The following is a 17478-nucleotide window of genomic DNA, read 5'->3' as shown; positions in this document are numbered from 1 at the left end:
AGCGAGTTGAGCCGAGCCGACCGAGCCGAGTGGAGGTCAGCGCGGGTCCCGGAAGACCTCCACCCCGCCCGCCGGCACCGCCGCCCGGCTCCCGTCCGGCAGCACCACCTTCACCTCGCTCCCGGTGTGGTTGACCGCGAAGCGAAACGTCCCCGACTCGCCCTCCCGAACGACGAGTTCGACATCGCGGGGCAGATCGACCGGCGTGATCCCGGCGTCCGCGAGGGCGAGGTCGACGACGGCGGCCAGGCCGGCCCCCGTCAGCCGCGTCGCGAGATACCACGCGGCCCCCGACCCCACCGCGTGCCGCGTCAGCGCCGCCCCTCCCGCCGTACGCCCGTCCGCGAAGACCGCGACCGTCTCGCAGCCCGCACCCGGAATCACGACCTCAGACCACAGATCGGCCTCGTACACCGCGCCGTCCGCCCCCCGGACCGACACCGTCTCGCCCGGCAGCAACGGATCGAACTCCTCGACGGTCAGCCCGAGTACGTCCCGCAACGCCCCCGGATACGCGCCCGGATGCAACGTGTCGTTCTCGTCGACGATCCCGGAGAAGAAGGAGACCAGCAGCGTCCCGCCCCGCGAGACGTACCGCTCCAGGTCCGCCCCCATCCCGACCGGTGCCGCGTACAACTGCGGTACCACCAGCAGCGGATACCGCTCCGGGTCCAGGTCGGACAGCCCCGTCGGCGGCAGGAAGTCCACCGTCAAGTGCCGGTCGTACAGGGCCTCGTAGAACGAGTCCAACCGTTCCCGCGCGTCCAGGTCCTGGCTCGGCCGCCACTCCAGGCTCTGCGCCCACCAGGAGTCCCAGGACCACACCATCGCCACGTCACCCCGGGTCCGCGTACCCCGCAGACCGGCCCGGCTCAAGTCGGAGACCCGGCGCCCGAGTTCCGTCACCTCGCGCCAACCCCGGTTGTCCGTACCGGAGTTCGCCAACATCGCGGTGTGGAACTTCTCCGCGCCCGACTGCGACTGCCGCCACTGGAAGAACATCGCGCCCTCGGAGCCCCGGGCCACATGCCCGAGTGAGTTCCGCGCCATCTCACCGGGACGCTTCGCGGGGTTGTACGGCTGCCAGTTGACCCCTGACGTGGCGTGTTCCAGCAGCAGCCACGGACCCCCGCCCGCCACCGAGCGCGTCAAGTCCGCGGCCAGCGCCAGGTTCACGTGGGTGCGGCGGCCGTCCGTCATCAGGTAGTGGTCGTTGGTGACGAGGTCGACCTCCTTCGCCCAAGCCCAGTAGTCGACGGTCTGGCCCTGGCTCGGCGCGACCATGAAGTTGGTGGTGACGGGGACGCCGGGGGAGAGGCGGTGCAGGATGTCCCGCTCGGCGACGAAGTTGGCGCGGGCCTGCGCGTCGGCGAAGCGGTGGTAGTCGAGTTGCTGGGTGGGGTTGCATACGGACGGGGTCGCCCGGGGCGGAGTGATCTCCTCCCAGTCCCCGTACTGCTGGCCCCAGAACGCCGTCCCCCAGGCCTGGTTGAGGGCATCGAGGGTGTCGTAGCGCTCGCGCAGCCAGCCCCGGAAGGCCGACGCGCACACATCGCAGTAGCACGCGAGCACCGGGGCGCCGTACTCGTTGTGGACGTGCCACAGGACCACGGCGGGATGGCTGCCGTAGCGCTCGGCCAGCGCCGTCGTGATCGTGGCCGCCGCCGCCCGGTACTCGGGGTTCGAGTGGCATATCGCGCCCCGCGAGCCGAAGGCGAGGCGCACGCCCTCGCGGGTCACGGGCAGCGCGGAAGGGTGCGCGCGGTAGAACCACGCCGGCGGTACGACGGTCGGTGTGCCGAGGTTCACGGAGATCCCGGACGCGTGCAGCAACCCGACGACCGTGTCGAGCCACTCCCAGTCGTACTCACCGGGACGCGGCTCCATCCGGGCCCAGGAGAAGACACCGAGGGACACGGCTGTGACACCGGCCTCCCGCATCAGCCGTACGTCCTCCTCCCAGACCTCCTGCGGCCACTGCTCGGGGTTGTAGTCACCTCCGAAGGCGAGCGGCAGACGGTCGTGCGGGGCGGGGGACGGCATGGGTTCACTCCCGGGGATCGGAGGAGAAAGTCAGGTGTTTCTGTGATCGTGCACATGGATGGTTGCGACGTCCATCCGTCAGCAACAAGTAGGTAACCCCACGGTTCATCCATTGACAAGGGTCCGAAACAATTCTCTACTGTGCACGGTCACAGAGCCGTGCGGAGCAGATGGGACACATCCGAGGCCGGCTCGCACTCAGTCAGGGGAGATGAAGATGTCGATCCACCGCCACCAGTTCAGCAGGCGCAGCATTCTTGCCGGGGCAGCAGCCGTAGGCCTCACGGGCACCCTCGCCGCCTGCGGCGGTTCCGACGACGACTCCGGCAAGAGCAGCGGGCCCGTCAAGCTGACCTACTGGGCCTGGGCGCCGAACATGGACAAGGTCGCCGCGATCTGGAACAAGAAGAACCCGGACATCACGGTGACGGTGTCCAAGCAGGCGGCCGGCAAGGACATCGTCTCCAAGCTGATCACCGCGAAGAAGGCGGGCAACGCCCCCGACCTGATCCAGGTCGAGTACCAGTCGCTGCCGACGCTGGTCTCGAACGACGTGCTCGCGGACATCTCGAAGTACGCGAAGTCCGCCAAGTCCCAGTTCGCCGAGGGACTTTGGAGCATGGTCACGCTCGGCACCGACGCGGTCTACGCGATACCGCAGGACTCCGGGCCGCTGATGTTCTTCTACCGCGAGGACCTGTTCAAGAAGCACAACCTGACGGTCCCGGCGACCTGGGACGACTTCGCCAAGACCGCCCGCGCCGCCAAGAAGGCAGTCCCGGACGCCTACTTGACGACGTTCTCCGCCAACGACCCCGGTCTGTTCGCGGGGTTGGCGCAGCAGGCCGGTGCCAAGTGGTGGACCGTGGGCGACGGCGGCAAGTGGACCGTCGGGATCGACGACGCGGCGACGAAGAAGGTCACCGACTTCTGGGGCGGGCTCGTCCAGGAGGGCGCGATCGACAACCAGCCGATGTACACGCCGGCTTGGAGCAGCGCGCTGAACAAGGGCACCCACCTCGGCTGGGTCTCCGCCGTGTGGGCGCCCGGCGTGCTGATCAGCTCGGCCCCCGACACCAAGGGCAAGTGGCGGATGGCGCCGCTGCCGCAGTGGAGCGCGGGCGAGGACGTCACCGGCAGCTGGGGCGGCTCCTCCACCGGTGTCTCCACCGACTCCAAGCACGCCGAGGCCGCGGCCAAGTTCGCGGCCTGGCTGAACACCGACGCGGAGGCGCTGGCCGCCCTGGTCAAGGAGGCCTCCATCTACCCGGCGGCCACCAAGGGCCAGTCCGGCTCGGTGCTGACGGCTCCCGCGTTCTTCCCGAACCAGACCGACTTCTACGACACGGCCGCGAAGATCGCCGCGACCACGGCCGCCTCCGCCTGGGGCCCGAACGTCCAGGTCGCCTACGACACCTTCAGCGACGCGTTCGGCAAGGCCACCAAGGCGAAGAAGGCGGCGCAGTTCGACACCGCGCTCGCGACCATGCAGTCGTCGACCTTCACCGACATGAAGAAGCAGGGCTTCAAGGTGACCGAGGCATGACCAGCACTCCGCTCAAGGGCACCGACCGGCCGACGGTCGGGCCCTTGGCGGACGGCACCGCCACCTCCGTCCGCCCCCGCCGCCTCCGTCGCCGTGGCCGCAGCGCGCCGTACTGGTTCCTCGTACCGGCCGTGCTCCTGTTCGCCGCCTTCACCGTCGTACCGATCGGGTACGCGGTGTGGCTCAGTCTCCACAAGGTCCAGGTCAAGGGCATCGGCCTCGGCAAGGGCGCCCGCCAGCAGGTCTGGAACGGCATCGGCAACTACACCGACGTCCTGCACGACTCCGAGTTCGGCCACAGCGTCCTGCGCGCCTTCGGTTACGGCCTGATCGTCATCCCCACGATGCTCGGTCTGGCGCTGGTCTTCGCGCTGATGCTGGACACCCCGCAGGCACGCAGCGCCAAGTTCGCCCGGCTCGCGATCTTCCTGCCGTACGCCGTGCCCGGCATCATCGCCGCCCTGATGTGGGGCTTCCTGTACCTGCCGACGGTCAGCCCGTTCTACTACCTGCTCCGCGAGTTCAACCTCCCGCAGCCGGACCTGTTCGACGGCGGCAACCTGTACCTCTCCTTCGCGAACATCGCGGTGTGGGGCGGCACCGGCTTCAACATGATCGTCATCTACACCGCCCTGCGCTCGATCCCGCAGGAGATCTACGAGGCCGCCCGCATCGACGGCGCGTCCGACCTGAAGATCGCCCTGCGGATCAAGATCCCGATCGTGATGCCGTCCCTCGTGCTCACGTTCTTCTTCTCGGTCATCGCCACGCTCCAGGTCTTCACCGAGCCCATGGCCCTCAAGCCGCTGACCAACGGCCTCTCCAGCTCCTGGAGTCCGCTGATGGCCATCTACGACGCCGCCTTCCTCAGGTCGGACATCTACGGCGCCTCCGCCACCGCCGTGGTGCTGGCTCTGGCGACCTTCGCGCTCTCCTTCACGCTGCTGCGCGTCTCCGACCGCTACACCCGGGAGGACCGGGCATGACCCCCCTCACCCTCACCGCCACCGACGCCCGCCCGGGCCCGAGCAAGCCGAAGCGCACCGCGTGGGTGCCCACCCTCGTGCTGGTCCTCGGCTCCCTGTACTGCCTGATCCCCGTCGTCTGGGTGGTCATCGCAGCGAGCAAGGGCCGTAGCGAACTCTTCTCCACGTTCACCTTCGCCCCCGGCTCCGGCTTCCTCGACAACATCAAGGACCTGAGCGCCTACCGCGACGGCATCTACTGGCAGTGGATGGTCAACTCCCTCTTCTACGCGGGCTTCGGCGCCCTGCTCTCCGCAGCGGTCTCGGCAGCCGGCGGCTACGCACTGGGCCGATTCGCCTTCAGGGGACGGGAGTTCATCTTCAAGCTGATGCTGGCCGGCGTCCTCGTCCCGAGCATCGTCCTGACCGTCCCCCAGTACTTCCTCCTCTCCAAGCTGGGCCTGGCCGACTCGTACTGGTCGATGCTCCTCCCGTCGATCCTCTCCCCCTACGGCGTCTACCTCGTCCGCATCTACGCGGCCGCGTCCGTGCCCGCCGAACTCCTCGAAGCCGCCCGCATGGACGGCGCGAGCGAGTGGCGGATCTTCTCGCGGATCGCGGTGCCGATGATGATGCCGGGGCTCATCACGGTGTTCCTGTTCCAGTTCGTCGGCATCTGGAACAACTTCCTGCTGCCGTACGTGATGCTCGCGGACGACACCAAGTTCCCGCTCACGCTGGGCCTTTACACCCTGCTCAACCAGGGCGCCTCCCAACCCGCGCTCTACACCCTGGTCATCATGGGCTGCTTCCTCGCGATCCTGCCGCTGATCGCGCTGTTCCTGGTGATCCAGCGGTTCTGGTCACTGGATCTCCTGAGCGGATCGGTCAAGGCGTGAGCGCTCCGCTGGAAGCGCCGTGATGGGCAGTCGCTCGTCCGCCGCGCCGTCGTGGCTGGTCGCGCAGTTCCCCGCGCCCCTTCAGGGCGCGGCCTGATCGCTGCCGACTTCCCACGACCTGCCCAGGAACCGGGCGGCCCCCACAGCCGACCGCCCCCCCACCACGAACGAGGAACATGACCACCAGCTCGAACGGCCGCCGCAAGCCGCCCACGATCCACGACGTGGCCCGCGAGGCGGGCGTGTCGCGGGGCACGGTCTCCCGGTTCCTGAACGGCGGTCACTACGTCTCACCGGCCGCCCGCACCGCGGTGGAGACGGCGATCAGGAAGACGGGCTACGTCGTCAACCGGCACGCCCGTTCCCTGAGCACCGGACGGTCGGACTCGGTGGCGTTCCTCCTCACCGAGCCGCAGGAGAAGTTCTTCGAGGACCCCAACTTCAATGTCCTGCTGCGGGGTTGCACCGAACACCTGGCCCGCCACGACATCCCGCTGCTCCTGATGCTGGCCTCGTCGAAGGACGAACGCCGCCGCCTGACCCGGTACATCACCTCGGGCCACGTGGACGGCGTCCTCCTCGTCTCCAACCACAGCGGCGACCCGGTGGCGGCCGAACTCCGGGACGCGGGCATCCCGTTGGTGGCCTGCGGTAAACCGCTCGGCACCGCCTCCAAGTACAGCTACGTCGCCGCGGCCGACCGCGACGGTGCCCAGGAGATGGTCCGCCACCTCATCGCCGCCGGCCGCCGCCGCATCGGCATGGTCACCGGCCCGCTCGACGCCCCCGGCGGCCCCGACCGCCTGGCCGGCTACCGGGACGTCCTCACCGAGGCGGGCCTGCCCCACGACCCGGCCCTCGTGGTGGAGGGCGACTATCGCCGCACGGGCGGCGAGGAGGCGGCCCGCAGACTCCTGTCCCAGGCCCCGGACATAGACGCGGTCTTCGTAGCCTCCGACCTGATGGCCCTGGGAGTCGTCAACACCCTTCAACAATCCGGCCGTTCGGTCCCGGATGACATCGCTGTCGGAGGCTTCGACGACTCGGCGGCGGCCACGTCCATCACCCCGGCCCTCACGACCATGCGCCAGCCCTACGACCGCATCAGCGCCGAGATGGTGCGCATGCTCCTGGCCCAGATCGCGGGCGAGGACACGGCGGGCGTGATTCTCCCTACGGAACTGGTGGTACGGGAGTCGGCATAACGGTCGTAACTGTCAAACCAACCGGAACAAGGGTCAACGCATGTGAAGGCAGGAGCCGTCCGGTTCGTGTCGAGTCGGTGGGGCGTTCCATCCGTATTCTCTGATCATGGCCGCACCCCTCGCATATGCACTGATCGCCACGGACCTGGACGGGACGCTGCTGCGCGGCGACGACACACTCTCCGACCGGTCCCTCACAGCGCTCGCGCGGGTGGCGGCGGCCGGTGCCCAGCACCTCGTCGTCACCGGCCGGCCCGCTCCGAGGGTGCGGCCCCTCCTCGACGACCTCGGCTCCCGGGGGCTCGCGGTGTGCGGACAGGGCGCGCAGTTGTACGACGCCGGCGCGGACCGTCTGCTCTGGTCCGTCACCCTGGACCGGGAGTTGGCGGAGACCGCGCTCGGCAAGATCGAGGCGGAAGTGGGCCAGGTGTACGCGGCCGTGGACCAGGACGGCGTGGACGGCCTGACCCTGATCGAGCCCGGCTACCTGATGCCGCACCCGACGCTCCCCGCGGTACGGGTGGGCAAGCGCGACGACCTCTGGTGCGAACCCATCAGCAAGGTGCTGCTCCGTCACCCCGCCCTAGAGGACGACGAGTTGGCCTCCACGGCCCGCTCGGTGGTCGGTTCCCTGGCCTCGGTCACCATGTCGGGCCCCGGCACCGTCGAACTCCAGCCACTCGGCATCACCAAGGCAACGGGCCTGGCTCTCGCCGCCCGCCACTTGGGCCTGACCCCGTCCGACACCATCGCCTTCGGCGACATGCCGAACGACATCCCGATGTTCGACTGGGCGGCGCATGGAGTGGCGATGGCCAACGCTCATCCCGAACTCAAGGCGGTGGCGGACGAGGTGACGTCATCGAACGAGGACGACGGAATCGCCGTGGTCCTAGAAAGACTCCTCAGCGAAGTCTTTTAGGGGCGCGGGGAACTGCGCGACCAGCCACGACGGCGCTGCAGACAAACAACAACCCGTCGTGGCTGATCCAACAGTTTCTAGTAAGCGCCGTACACGTTGTCGATGGACCCGTACACCGCCGCCGCGTAGTTGCAAGCAGCCGTGATGTTAGCGACCGGGTCATACGGATCAAACGAAGTCCCGGCAACGTGATACGCGTTGAACGTCGGGTCGATCACCTGGAGCAGCCCCTTCGACGGCGTACCGGCCGCCGCGTTGGAGTCCCAGTTGTTGATCGCGTACTGGTTACCGGACGACTCACGGATCACGTTCCGGTAGATCCCGTTGTACGTACCCGGAATCCCCTTCTGCGCCATGATCGCGAGCGACTCCCGAATCCACCCGTCAAGGGTGTTGGGGTACCCGGCGAGCGTGGTCGAGGCGGCGGTGGTCGACGTGGTGGCCGCCGACGCGGTGGTCGCACCGACGACGGGCAGCGCGAGGATCGCGACACCGGTACCGGCGACAACGACACGGCGGACGAGGCGGGCGCGGCGGGACTGAGCGGTTGCAGGCATGACGAGGTTCCTCTCCGTCGCCTGCGAGGTGAGCTGTCGGGTTCGGGCTGGGAGGTGCCCGGCCGCGCCCTTGCGGACGTGACTTAACCCCAAGCCGTTCCGGTCGCGATGACCGGCCCGGCGACTTACCTGGTTCCCCCGCTCCTGCCGTGCGAGAAGTTCGTGACTGGGATGCCGGGCGGCGGCAGGATTCGGCGTTCCGCTCGACAGGCCGGGAAACTATGCGAGAGCACATGTCCGGAACAAGTGGCGGAATCACACCTAACCCCTATTGACCTTGGTCTGAGGCGTATGGGGCACTTGATCCTTTGCGCGAGCCAAGGGTCAACTGTCAAATGCCGTAAGGGAGAACGCGGGCAGACCAGGACACAGGTCACGCACAGAAACGCGTGACCCAACTCACGGGGGGATTAAGAACGGCAAATCGGGCATTCGCCCTCAACTGGCAGTTCTCGGAATCCTTTTCTCCCAGGTGCGGTGGAAGATCACTTCTCCACCCTCGGTGCAGATGACCTCATTTGAGGTAAGAAAGTCCGTTTGGTCGCAAGTAATCTCCGACCGCGTACGCACGCTCGTGTCCCACCCCAGCTCCGGCCGGTGCAGCCGGATCGACCACTCGGAGAGCGTGCGCGCCGACAACGGGTCGGACTCGTCGATCGTGTACGTCTCCAACGCGTCCTCGGTGAACTCCAACCCGTCCGGGTACACACGCGTGCCGCCGTACCGGGGGTCCACCTCCAGCCGCCACTCGCCCTTCGCGACGTCCCGCACGACCAGCCGCTCGGGCCGCGGTTCGTCCAGCGTCGCCGGGTAGTTGACCCCGAGCGGCTCGGCCTCCTCGGGTTCGTCGAAACGAATGTCCTCCGTCAACTCCTGCTCCCGCACCGGGAGTTCGAGCGCACTCCCCTCCGGGTCCAGCGTGAACCCCGCCGAAGACTCCGGCTGGGGCCAGATCCACGGCCAGTACGCCGACGACACCGCGAGCCGGATGCGATGCCCGGGCGGGAACGCGTGCCCGATGCCGTTCAGCTCGAAGGTGACGTCCTCGGTGGTGCCCGGCGTCCACGGCACCGCCCGGTCCCGCCCGTGCCGCGCCGACAGGTTCAGCACACCCCGGGTGACGAGGGTCGAGGCGCCGTCGGGGGCCACGTCGCACAGCCGGGCGATCACCTGCCCGCGCAGCACCTCGCAGGTCAGCCGCAGCCGTACCCTCGGCCGCCCCAGCACCCACGTCTCGGCCGGCACCTCGAACTCGAAGCAGGCCGACCGCGCGTCCTCGTCCCGCTGGTCCGGCGGCAGATCGGCGTCGTTCCCGAAGGGGAAGAAACGGCCCGCGTCCACACCGGTGTGCATGGGGGAGCGGACGATCACGGGCGCACCCCGGAGGCCGTACGTCGTCGTCTTCACGTGCGGCGAGGGCCACGCGGGCTCGCCGACCCAACGGCCCGGGAGGGCGTCGTAGACGGTGGCCGGGGGGTGGGAGTCGCTGACGTAGGCCCGTAGGAGGGGGTCGGTCATGACGCCTGTGTCCTCGCCCTTCAGCCAGTGGTCCCACCAGCGGAGGGTCTCCTGGAGGAAGCCGATCGCGGGGCCCGGTGGCAGGCCGCGGTCCGGGTACTGGTGCGACCAGGGGCCGATCAGGCCGCGTACGCGGTCCGGCGGGAGGTGTTCGACGAGCCGTAGGACCGTGTCGCGGTACGGGTCGTTCCAGCCGCCGACCGCGAGGACGGCCGCGTCGATGGCGGTGTAGTCCTCGCAGACGCTGCCGTGCTTCCAGTAGTCGTCGCGGAGCTGGTGGGCGAGCCAGGTGTGGATGAACGGGTCGATCTGTTCGAGGCGCTTGAGCCACATGTCGCGCCAGATCAGGCCCGTGTACTCGGGGTCCGGCGGGCGCGCGACGAAGGCGAGCATGGTGGCCGCCCAGGCGTGCAGGTCGACGGCGAGGGGGGAACCTCCCATGTAGTGCACGTCGTTGTCGTAGCGGTCGTCCGTGGAGCAGACCGTGACGATCGCCTTGAGCGGCTCGGGTGCGAGGGCCGCGATCTGGAGGGAGTTGAAGCCGCCCCAGGAGATGCCGAACATGCCGACCTTGCCGGTGCACCAGGGCTGCGCGGCAAGCCAGTTGACGACTTGCACGCCGTCGGCGAGTTCCTGGGCGTCGTACTCGTCGCCGGGGGCACCCTCACTGTTGCCGTGCCCGCGCACGTCGACCCGGACGGAGGCGTAGCCGTGGCCCGCGTACCAGGGGTGGCGCTGGGCGTCCCGGGGTGCGGTCCAGTCGGTCAGGCGGTACGGGAGGTATTCCAGGAGCGCGGGGACGGGTTCGTCCGTCACCGGACGCCACACGCGCGCGTAGAGGAGTGTTCCGTCGGGCAGCGGGATACGGAGGTCCTCGTGGGTCGTCTCGTGAGGGAAGGACGTACGGATGCGCATGAGGGACCCCTCGGGTTCAGTGGACCGGGTGCATCGTGCGGCGCAGCCACGGCGCGGCGGCCATCACCGCGAGGCCCGCGGCCACCGCGATCGCGCCGTTGACGCCGAAGTAGGCCGGTTTGGAGACGTCGTCGTAGAGCTTCACCGTCTGGGCCTGGATGCCGTTCGCGAGGGCGAGGGACAGGAACCAGAGGGACATGGTCTGGCTGGAGAACGCGGCCGGGGCGAGCTTCGTGGTGGCCGACATGCCGGAGGTCTCCAGGAGGATGTCGCCGAGGCCGAGCAGGAAGTACGAGCCGACGATCCACCAGGCCGACATGCGGTAGGCGTCGCCGCTGTGCCCGCTGGTCGGCAGGACCATCAGCAGGAACGACAGTCCGCCCAGGACGACCCCGATCGCGATCTTGTTGGAGGCGTGCGGCTGGCCGCTGCCCATGCGGACCCAGAGCGCGGCGACCACGGGCGCGAGCCCGACCTCGAAGGCGCCGAGCGCGCTCGCGTACCAGCCCGCGGGGAAGTCGAAGCCCAGGATGGTCGTCTCGGCGTTCGACGCGGCCAGCAGCATCATCGTCGAATAGGCCTGGAAGAGGATGAAGTTGAAGACGGTCGAGGCCAGGAAGAGCACGACGTACGGGCGCAGGCGGCCGCGTTCCTCGGCGGTCACCCGCGGGCTCATGAACATCACCGCGAAGTACACGACCGGCGCGATCACGGAGATCACCGTGAGGAGGTCGACGAAGCGGCCCATCGTCAGCCGGCCGGCGGTGGCCAGCCCGGTCGCGAGCACGGCGGCCACCAGGATGCCTACGACGATCAGCCGGACCGCGCGGCGCATCGCGTCCGGCGCGAGCGCGAACTCCGCGGTGTTCTTGCGGCCGGCCAGGTGACGGCGGCCCGCGACGTACTGGATGAGCCCGAAGGTCATGCCGACCGCGGCCGCCGAGAAGCCCCAGTGCCAGCCCTTGTGGTCGCCGAGCCAGCCGGTGATCAGCGGGCCCGCGAAGGCACCGATGTTGATCGCCATGTAGTAGAGCGCGAAACCGGCGTCCCGGCGCTCGTCGTCGGTGCGGTAGAGCTTGCCGACCATGGTGGCCACGTTGGGCTTGAGCAGGCCGGTGCCGGCGCTGATCAGGCCAAGTCCGACCCAGGTCATCGTGGCGGTCGGGACCGCCATCGAGTAGTGCCCGCAGGCGATGAGGATGCCGCCCCACAGCACCGCGCGGTACGAACCGAGGATCCGGTCGGCGAGCCAGCCGCCCGCGACCGAGACGAGATAGACCAGCGTTCCGTAGGCTGCCGATACGGATGCGGCCGTTCCGGACGACATGCCCATGCCGCCGTGCGCGACGGTATCCGCGAAGTAGAGGACGAGGATGGCCTGCATGCCGAGGAACGAGAAGCGCTCCCAGACCTCAAGTCCGGAGAGCGTGAGCAGCCCTGTGGGCTGCCCGAAGAAGGCGTGGTCGTCCTCTGGGGGCGGTTGGCCGTCGGGTTCGGCTTCCAGTGCGGTTCGAGACACCATCCACCACTTCCGCGTAAGTCGATAAATATCCGTTCTTATCAGGTGATCGAAAACATACCGGCCGTGATCCGATACCGCCCCTGCTGGACGGGGTAGGCGGCATGGGTGATCGAAAGCTGACCGGATACGCTGACTTGAGTGATGCCAGCGACCTATCGACAAACCGTGTGACCGCCCAGGGACACCAGCAGACAGGAGACCCCTCGTGACCGTCGTCGGGCCGTTCGGGCTGAGCGTGCGGGACCAGGCTCTGGAAGCCGATGTCCAGGCCGGATTGGCGGCAGTCGAGGAGGGTCTGCTCGAAGCCACCAAGAGCGAGGTCCCCTTCATCACGGAGGCCGCCCAGCACCTCGTGCGCGCGGGCGGAAAGCGGTTCAGGCCGCTCCTCGTGATGCTCGCCGCGCAGTTCGGCGACCCCTACGCGCCGGGTGTCGTGCCCTCGGCCGTCGTCGTCGAACTGACCCACCTCGCCACGCTGTACCACGACGACGTGATGGACGAGGCGACCGTACGGCGCGGGGTGGAGAGCGCCAACGTCCGCTGGGGCAACTCGGTCGCGGTCCTCACCGGCGACTTCCTGTTCGCGCGCGCGTCGCACACTCTGGCCGACCTCGGACCCGAGGCGGTGCGGGTGCAGGCCGAGGCGTTCGAACGCCTGGTCACCGGCCAGATCCTGGAGACCGCCGGTCCGTCCGACGGGCGCGACCCGGTCGAGCACTACCTCGACGTGCTCGGCGGCAAGACCGGCTCCCTGGTCGCGGTCGCCTGCCGCTTCGGCGCGATGATGTCCGGCTGCGACGACACGATCGTGGACGTCCTCACCCAGTACGGCGAGCGGCTCGGCGTCGCCTTCCAGCTCGCCGACGACGTCCTGGACATCGCCTCCGACGGGGAGGAGTCCGGCAAGACCCCGGGCACGGACCTGCGCGAGGGCATCCCCACGCTGCCGGTGCTGCTGCTCCGCGAGCGGGCGGACCGCCTCGGTCTCGCCGAGGACATCGCCCTGTGCGAGCTGCTCGACTCCGACCTCACGGACGACGCCCGGCACGCCGAGGCCCTCGCCCGCCTCCGTGTCCACCCGGCCCTGGAGCAGGCCCGCCGGGACACCGTCCGCTACGTGGAGGACGCCCGAGCGGCCCTCGCGCCGCTCCCCGAGTGCGACGCGAAGGTCGCCCTCCTGGAGATGTGCGACGCGGTGGTGCACCGCGCGGGCTGAAGTCCTCAGCAACTGCCGTACACAGGCGGCGTCTTCCCCTAGGGGTTCGGGGAGGCGTCGCTTCCGTGTGTCATACCCCAGGCGTACGTGGAGTTGGCTCCCCGGTCTGACGCTTATGCGTGGCGGATTTGGTCAGATGGAGAACAGAGAAAACACCACTCCTCACCGATTCGGGTGAGAATGGCGGCTCAGGGTGGGACGAGTGCACGACGGATTGGCCGCCGCCGACGACGGAGGTAAGGCAGACATGGCACCGTACGAAACCGACGACAGCACGGAAACCGGAGAGCGCGACGAGCTCCGGGCCGGGCGGCGCAGGGCGGCGCGGTACATCGTCCCGGTCACCGTGGTGGGGGTGGCGGCCGCGACCATCGGACTGGTCCCGGCGCTCGCCGACTCCGGCGACCCGAACCTTCCCAAGGTCACCGCTCAGCAGCTCATCGACAAGATCGCAAAGTCGGACGTCCAGCAGCTGTCCGGCACGGTGAAGATCAGCACGGACCTCGGCCTGCCCGACCTCGGCGGCCTGGAGAGCAGCATGCTGTCCGGCGCCACGAAGTCCGGCGACGGCTCCTCCGCCGACCCGACCACCAAGCTCACCGAGCTGGCCACCGGCACCCACACCCTGCGCGTCGCGGCCGACGGCCCCGACAAGCAGAAGGTCTCTCTGCTGGAGAACGCGGCGGAGTACAGCCTCATCCACAACGGCAAGGACGTCTGGGGCTACGACAGCCAGACGAACGAGGTCTTCCACGGCACGACCGCCGCGGACGCCTCCGGCGCCTCCAAGAGTGACGAGACCCGGGCAACGCCGAAGGGGCTCACCGACGAGGCGCTGAAGTCTGTCGACGACACGACGTCCGTCACGGTCGACGGCACCGAGCACGTCGCGGGCCGGGACGCCTACAAGCTGCTCATCAAGCCCAAGCAGACCGGTACGACGGTCGGCACGATCAGCGTCGCGGTGGACGCGAAGACCGGCCTGCCGCTCAAGTTCACGCTCACCCCGGCGAGCGGCGGCGCGGCCGTCGTCGACGTCGGCTTCACCCAGCTCAGCCTCGCCAAGCCGGCCGCCTCGACCTTCGACTTCAAGACGCCCAAGGGCGCGAAGGTCACCACGGAGGACAGCGCGAGCAAGGCGGCCCCGGACCACTCCGCCCCGTTCGGCAAGGACGACAAGGCGGACAAGGGCCTCGCCAAGGGCGCCGACGATCCCACGGTCATCGGCAAGGGCTGGAACTCCATCGCCGTCTTCGAGACCGGCGGCCAGGGTGTTCCGACCGGCTCCTCGTCCGGCAGCGGTGACCTCGGCGGGTTCCTCGGCTCGCTCGGTGACCAGGTGAAGGGCGACTTCGGCAAGGGCACGGTGTTCTCGACCCGGCTGGTGAACGCCCTGGTCACGGACGACGGCAAGGTGTATGTCGGCGCGGTGACCAAGAGTGCGCTGGTCAAGGCTGCGGACGCGGCGAAGTAAGTTCCTTGTGGGCACGGTGAATTGAGGGAGTCGATGGGCGAACCGTCCGCTGAAGTGCCGGAACAGGTGGACGCGGGTGACGGCATCATCGCCACCCGCGGTCTCACCAAGCGCTTCCGCGGCGGGCAGCTCGCCGTGGACGGTCTCGACCTGACCGTCCCGGCGGGCAGCGTCTTCGGCTTCCTCGGGCCCAACGGCTCGGGCAAGACCACCACCATCCGCATGCTGATGGGGCTGATCGAACCCACGTCTGGGACGGCCCGTGTTCTGGGGCGGCCCATGCCCAGGTCCGTGCGTACGGTTCTGCCGCGTGTGGGCGCTCTGATCGAGGGGCCCGCGCTGTACGGCTTTCTCTCCGGCCGCGACAACCTGCTTCGTTACGACGCCGCCGACCCGACCGCCGATCCGCGTACCCGGCGGGATCGTGTCGCCGCCGCGCTGGACCGGGTGGGGCTGACGGCGGCCTCCGGGAAGAAGGCGAAGGCGTACTCCCTGGGGATGAAGCAGCGGTTGGGGCTCGCGTCCGCGTTGCTTCAGCCCCGGCAGTTGCTTGTTCTGGACGAGCCGACCAACGGGCTCGACCCGCAAGGTATGCGTGAAATTCGGTCTCTGATCCGGGAGTTGGCCTCCGACGGTACGACCGTTTTTCTGTCTTCCCATCTCCTCGACGAGATCGAGCAGGTCTGCACGCATGCGGCGGTGATGGCGCAGGGCCGGCTGATCACGCAGGGGTCGGTGACCGAGCTGGCTGCGGGGAGCAGGGGGCGGCTGTTCGTGGCTACGCCCGACACCGGGGACGCGGCACGGGTGCTGAAGGAACTGGGGCTGGCCGACGTGGTCGTGGCGGAGGAGCGGGTGACTGCCGAGCCGCCCGATCGTGAACTCGCCGAGGTGAACAAGGCGTTGGTGACCGCCGGCGTGCGGGTGCGGGGCTTTGGGGTTGAACGGGCTTCTCTGGAGGACGCGTTCGTGGCGCTCACGGGGGAGGGGTTCGATGTCGCGGGCTGAGGTGGTTGCTTCCGCTGGTTCTGGACCGGTTGGCGTGCGTGCTCCCCGGTTTCTCTGGACCTTCGGGCTGTTGCGCAGCGAGTTGGTGACGACGTTCCGGCGGTGGCGCACGCTCGCGTTGCTCGGGGTGTTGGCCGCCGTGCCGATCCTGGTCGGGATCGCGGTCAAGCTGGAGACGCAGGACGGGGGCGGGCCCGGGCGCGGGGACGGTGGCGGAGGGCCCGCGTTCATCGCGCAGATCACCAACAACGGGCTGTTCCTGGTGTTCACGGCGCTGGCCGCCACGCTTCCGTTTTTTCTGCCGATGGCCATCGGGGTCGTCGCGGGTGACGCGATCGCGGGCGAGGCCAGCGGGGGGACCCTGCGGTATCTCCTGGTGGCTCCGGCCGGTCGCACCCGGTTGCTTCTTACCAAGTACGCGACCGTGATGACGTTCTGCGTGGTGGCGACCCTGGTCGTGGCGCTGTCGGCGCTGACGGTGGGGGCGTTGCTCTTTCCGCTGGGTGATCTGACGACTATTTCCGGTACGCAGATCAGTTTCGCGGAGGGGCTGGGGCGGGCGCTGTTGATCGCCTTGGTCGTGGCCGCGTCTCTTGTCGGTATCGCGGCCCTGGGGTTGTTCATCTCGACGATGACCAGCAGTGGGATCGCGGCGATGGCCACGACCGTGGGGCTGCTGATCACCGTCCAGATTCTTGACCAGATTCCTCAACTGCACGCGCTCCAGCCGTACTTCTTCTCCCACTACTGGCTGTCCTTCGCCGACCTCATGCGTGAGCCCGTGTACTGGGACGACCTGGTGAAGAACCTGGGCCTTCAGGCGTTGTACGCGGCGGTGTTCGGGTCGGCGGCGTGGGCGCGGTTCACGGCGAAGGACATCACGGCGTAGGGAAGCGGGCGAGCGGGGCTTCCTGGGCGAAGTACGTCTTCGCTCGGGTCAGTGCCTCGGCGTCCTTCAGTACGTCGCCGGGGGCGCTGCCGTTCCCGGTGAGGAGTCCGCCGAAGCGCATCTTCATGTACGCGGCCGAGTTGTTGAGCGTGCCGGCCACCGGGTCGGCGACCACGGGTTCTTTGTCGGCGAGGGCGGAGATGCCCCAGAGGGTGCGGCCGGCCATCGTCGCCTTGAAGTCCGCGCCGGGGACGCGCAGCCAGTCGGACCAGTAGTCCAGGTAGCGCTTGGTGAGACCGGAGAGCGAGTACCAGTAGACCGGCGAGGCGATCACGATGTCCGTCGCGGCGAGGGTGGCGTCCAGGAGCTGCCGGATGGTGTCGTTCTCGGTGGGCTGGATCGCCCCGACGACTCCGTCGTGCCGGATGTCCAGGAAGTCGGGGAGCGGGTGGTCGGCCAGGCGTATCCACTCCTGCTCGACGTCCGGAGGCAGCTGCTCAGCGGCCCTGCGGGCCAGCAGTTCGGTGTTGCCGTCCAGGCGGGCGCTGCCCAGGACGAAGAGGAAGCGGCGGGTCATGGGTCCCCCAGGGGTAATCGGCGTGCGGCGGTTACAGCTGTATGCATTATATGCGCGCGCAATCATCTGTCCATGGGGTGCCGAGGGGTGCCCGGGGTGCCTAGGGGTGCCCGCAGGGGTGGTGGGTGGGTCGGGGGGGGGGGGGGGGGGGGGGGGGGGGGGGGGGGGGGGGGGGGGGGGGGGGGGGGGGGGGGGGGGGGGGGGGGGGGGGGGGGGGGGGGG

Annotated in this window: 14 protein-coding genes and 1 riboswitch; of the genes, 9 read left to right on the top strand and 5 right to left on the bottom strand. The window is 68.9% G+C overall.

Annotated elements, in window-relative coordinates:
* Positions 1 to 36: 36 nt before the first annotated feature.
* The gene (locus ACGFY9_RS44380; RefSeq protein ID WP_393764140.1) at positions 37 to 2043 is read right to left on the bottom strand and encodes a beta-galactosidase; all 2007 of its coding nucleotides are present in this window, start codon (positions 2041 to 2043) and stop codon (positions 37 to 39) included.
* 211 nt (positions 2044 to 2254) lie between these two features.
* On the opposite strand from ACGFY9_RS44380, the gene ACGFY9_RS44375 reads away from it, so the two are divergent.
* The 5 genes from ACGFY9_RS44375 (at position 2255) to ACGFY9_RS44355 (ending at position 7580) form a co-directional block, all read left to right on the top strand.
* Entirely contained in the window at positions 2255 to 3589 is a 1335-nt protein-coding gene (locus tag ACGFY9_RS44375) for an ABC transporter substrate-binding protein (protein WP_393764138.1), read from the top strand.
* Positions 3586 to 4575 carry a sugar ABC transporter permease gene (locus tag ACGFY9_RS44370; RefSeq protein WP_366497371.1) on the top strand — a complete coding sequence of 330 codons (990 nt, stop codon included), beginning with the start codon at positions 3586 to 3588 and terminating at the stop codon, positions 4573 to 4575. The genes ACGFY9_RS44375 and ACGFY9_RS44370 overlap by 4 nt, the downstream gene beginning before the upstream one ends.
* Positions 4572 to 5453 carry a carbohydrate ABC transporter permease gene (locus tag ACGFY9_RS44365; protein WP_393764136.1) on the top strand — a complete coding sequence of 294 codons (882 nt, stop codon included), beginning with the start codon at positions 4572 to 4574 and terminating at the stop codon, positions 5451 to 5453. Before ACGFY9_RS44370 ends, ACGFY9_RS44365 begins: the two co-directional genes overlap by 4 nt.
* A 176-nt stretch (positions 5454 to 5629) precedes the next feature.
* Entirely contained in the window at positions 5630 to 6658 is a 1029-nt protein-coding gene (locus ACGFY9_RS44360; RefSeq protein ID WP_393764134.1) for a LacI family DNA-binding transcriptional regulator, read from the top strand.
* Between the two features lie 106 nt (positions 6659 to 6764).
* Complete coding sequence (locus ACGFY9_RS44355; protein ID WP_393764132.1) at positions 6765 to 7580, top strand: HAD family hydrolase; 816 nt, start codon at positions 6765 to 6767, stop codon at positions 7578 to 7580.
* A gap of 77 nt (positions 7581 to 7657) precedes the next feature.
* On the opposite strand, the gene ACGFY9_RS44350 is transcribed toward ACGFY9_RS44355, so the two are convergent.
* The 3 genes from ACGFY9_RS44350 to ACGFY9_RS44340 form a co-directional block, all read right to left on the bottom strand.
* Entirely contained in the window at positions 7658 to 8137 is a 480-nt protein-coding gene (locus ACGFY9_RS44350) for a transglycosylase SLT domain-containing protein (RefSeq protein WP_393764130.1), read from the bottom strand.
* Positions 8138 to 8142: 5 nt separating this feature from the next.
* A riboswitch (cyclic di-AMP (ydaO/yuaA leader) is annotated at positions 8143 to 8344 on the bottom strand.
* A gap of 231 nt (positions 8345 to 8575) precedes the next feature.
* Entirely contained in the window at positions 8576 to 10570 is a 1995-nt protein-coding gene (locus ACGFY9_RS44345; RefSeq protein ID WP_393764128.1) for a CocE/NonD family hydrolase, read from the bottom strand.
* Between the two features lie 16 nt (positions 10571 to 10586).
* Entirely contained in the window at positions 10587 to 12092 is a 1506-nt protein-coding gene (locus ACGFY9_RS44340) for a peptide MFS transporter (RefSeq protein WP_393764126.1), read from the bottom strand.
* Between the two features lie 205 nt (positions 12093 to 12297).
* Here ACGFY9_RS44340 and ACGFY9_RS44335 point away from each other — a divergent pair, with 205 nt between their 5' ends.
* The 4 genes from ACGFY9_RS44335 to ACGFY9_RS44320 all read left to right on the top strand — a co-directional run bounded on the left by ACGFY9_RS44335 (position 12298) and on the right by ACGFY9_RS44320 (position 16679).
* The gene (locus ACGFY9_RS44335; RefSeq protein ID WP_393764124.1) at positions 12298 to 13308 is read left to right on the top strand and encodes a polyprenyl synthetase family protein; all 1011 of its coding nucleotides are present in this window, start codon (positions 12298 to 12300) and stop codon (positions 13306 to 13308) included.
* A gap of 247 nt (positions 13309 to 13555) precedes the next feature.
* Positions 13556 to 14782: an outer membrane lipoprotein carrier protein LolA gene (locus ACGFY9_RS44330; protein WP_393764122.1), complete on the top strand. Its 1227-nt coding sequence runs from the start codon at positions 13556 to 13558 to the stop codon at positions 14780 to 14782.
* A gap of 33 nt (positions 14783 to 14815) precedes the next feature.
* Positions 14816 to 15790, top strand: a complete 975-nt coding sequence (locus ACGFY9_RS44325; protein WP_393764120.1) for an ABC transporter ATP-binding protein — start codon at positions 14816 to 14818, stop codon at positions 15788 to 15790.
* On the top strand, positions 15777 to 16679 hold the full coding sequence (locus tag ACGFY9_RS44320) for an ABC transporter permease (protein WP_393764118.1): 903 nt from the start codon (positions 15777 to 15779) through the stop codon (positions 16677 to 16679). Before ACGFY9_RS44325 ends, ACGFY9_RS44320 begins: the two co-directional genes overlap by 14 nt.
* Here ACGFY9_RS44320 and ACGFY9_RS44315 read toward each other — a convergent pair.
* Entirely contained in the window at positions 16669 to 17256 is a 588-nt protein-coding gene (locus tag ACGFY9_RS44315) for a flavodoxin family protein (RefSeq protein WP_393764116.1), read from the bottom strand. The genes ACGFY9_RS44320 and ACGFY9_RS44315 overlap by 11 nt on opposite strands.
* Positions 17257 to 17478: the final 222 nt, after the last annotated feature.

The organism is Streptomyces sp. NPDC048504 (genome assembly GCF_043200035.1).
GTDB lineage: Bacteria > Actinomycetota > Actinomycetes > Streptomycetales > Streptomycetaceae > Streptomyces.
The sequence above is the reverse complement of the archived record's forward strand: the minus strand, read 5'-3'. Positions and strand labels throughout refer to the sequence as shown.

Excerpts from the sequence above, each read along its gene's own strand:
- ACGFY9_RS44380 (WP_393764140.1), bottom strand. The coding sequence starts at position 2,043 with ATGCCGTCCCCCGCCCCGCACGACCGTCTGCCGCTCGCCTTCGGAGGT.
- ACGFY9_RS44375 (WP_393764138.1), top strand. The coding sequence starts at position 2,255 with ATGAAGATGTCGATCCACCGCCACCAGTTCAGCAGGCGCAGCATTCTT.
- ACGFY9_RS44370 (WP_366497371.1), top strand. The coding sequence starts at position 3,586 with ATGACCAGCACTCCGCTCAAGGGCACCGACCGGCCGACGGTCGGGCCC.
- ACGFY9_RS44365 (WP_393764136.1), top strand. The coding sequence starts at position 4,572 with ATGACCCCCCTCACCCTCACCGCCACCGACGCCCGCCCGGGCCCGAGC.
- ACGFY9_RS44360 (WP_393764134.1), top strand. The coding sequence starts at position 5,630 with ATGACCACCAGCTCGAACGGCCGCCGCAAGCCGCCCACGATCCACGAC.
- ACGFY9_RS44355 (WP_393764132.1), top strand. The coding sequence starts at position 6,765 with ATGGCCGCACCCCTCGCATATGCACTGATCGCCACGGACCTGGACGGG.
- ACGFY9_RS44350 (WP_393764130.1), bottom strand. The coding sequence starts at position 8,137 with ATGCCTGCAACCGCTCAGTCCCGCCGCGCCCGCCTCGTCCGCCGTGTC.
- ACGFY9_RS44345 (WP_393764128.1), bottom strand. The coding sequence starts at position 10,570 with ATGCGCATCCGTACGTCCTTCCCTCACGAGACGACCCACGAGGACCTC.
- ACGFY9_RS44340 (WP_393764126.1), bottom strand. The coding sequence starts at position 12,092 with ATGGTGTCTCGAACCGCACTGGAAGCCGAACCCGACGGCCAACCGCCC.
- ACGFY9_RS44330 (WP_393764122.1), top strand. The coding sequence starts at position 13,556 with ATGGCACCGTACGAAACCGACGACAGCACGGAAACCGGAGAGCGCGAC.
- ACGFY9_RS44325 (WP_393764120.1), top strand. The coding sequence starts at position 14,816 with ATGGGCGAACCGTCCGCTGAAGTGCCGGAACAGGTGGACGCGGGTGAC.
- ACGFY9_RS44320 (WP_393764118.1), top strand. The coding sequence starts at position 15,777 with ATGTCGCGGGCTGAGGTGGTTGCTTCCGCTGGTTCTGGACCGGTTGGC.
- ACGFY9_RS44315 (WP_393764116.1), bottom strand. The coding sequence starts at position 17,256 with ATGACCCGCCGCTTCCTCTTCGTCCTGGGCAGCGCCCGCCTGGACGGC.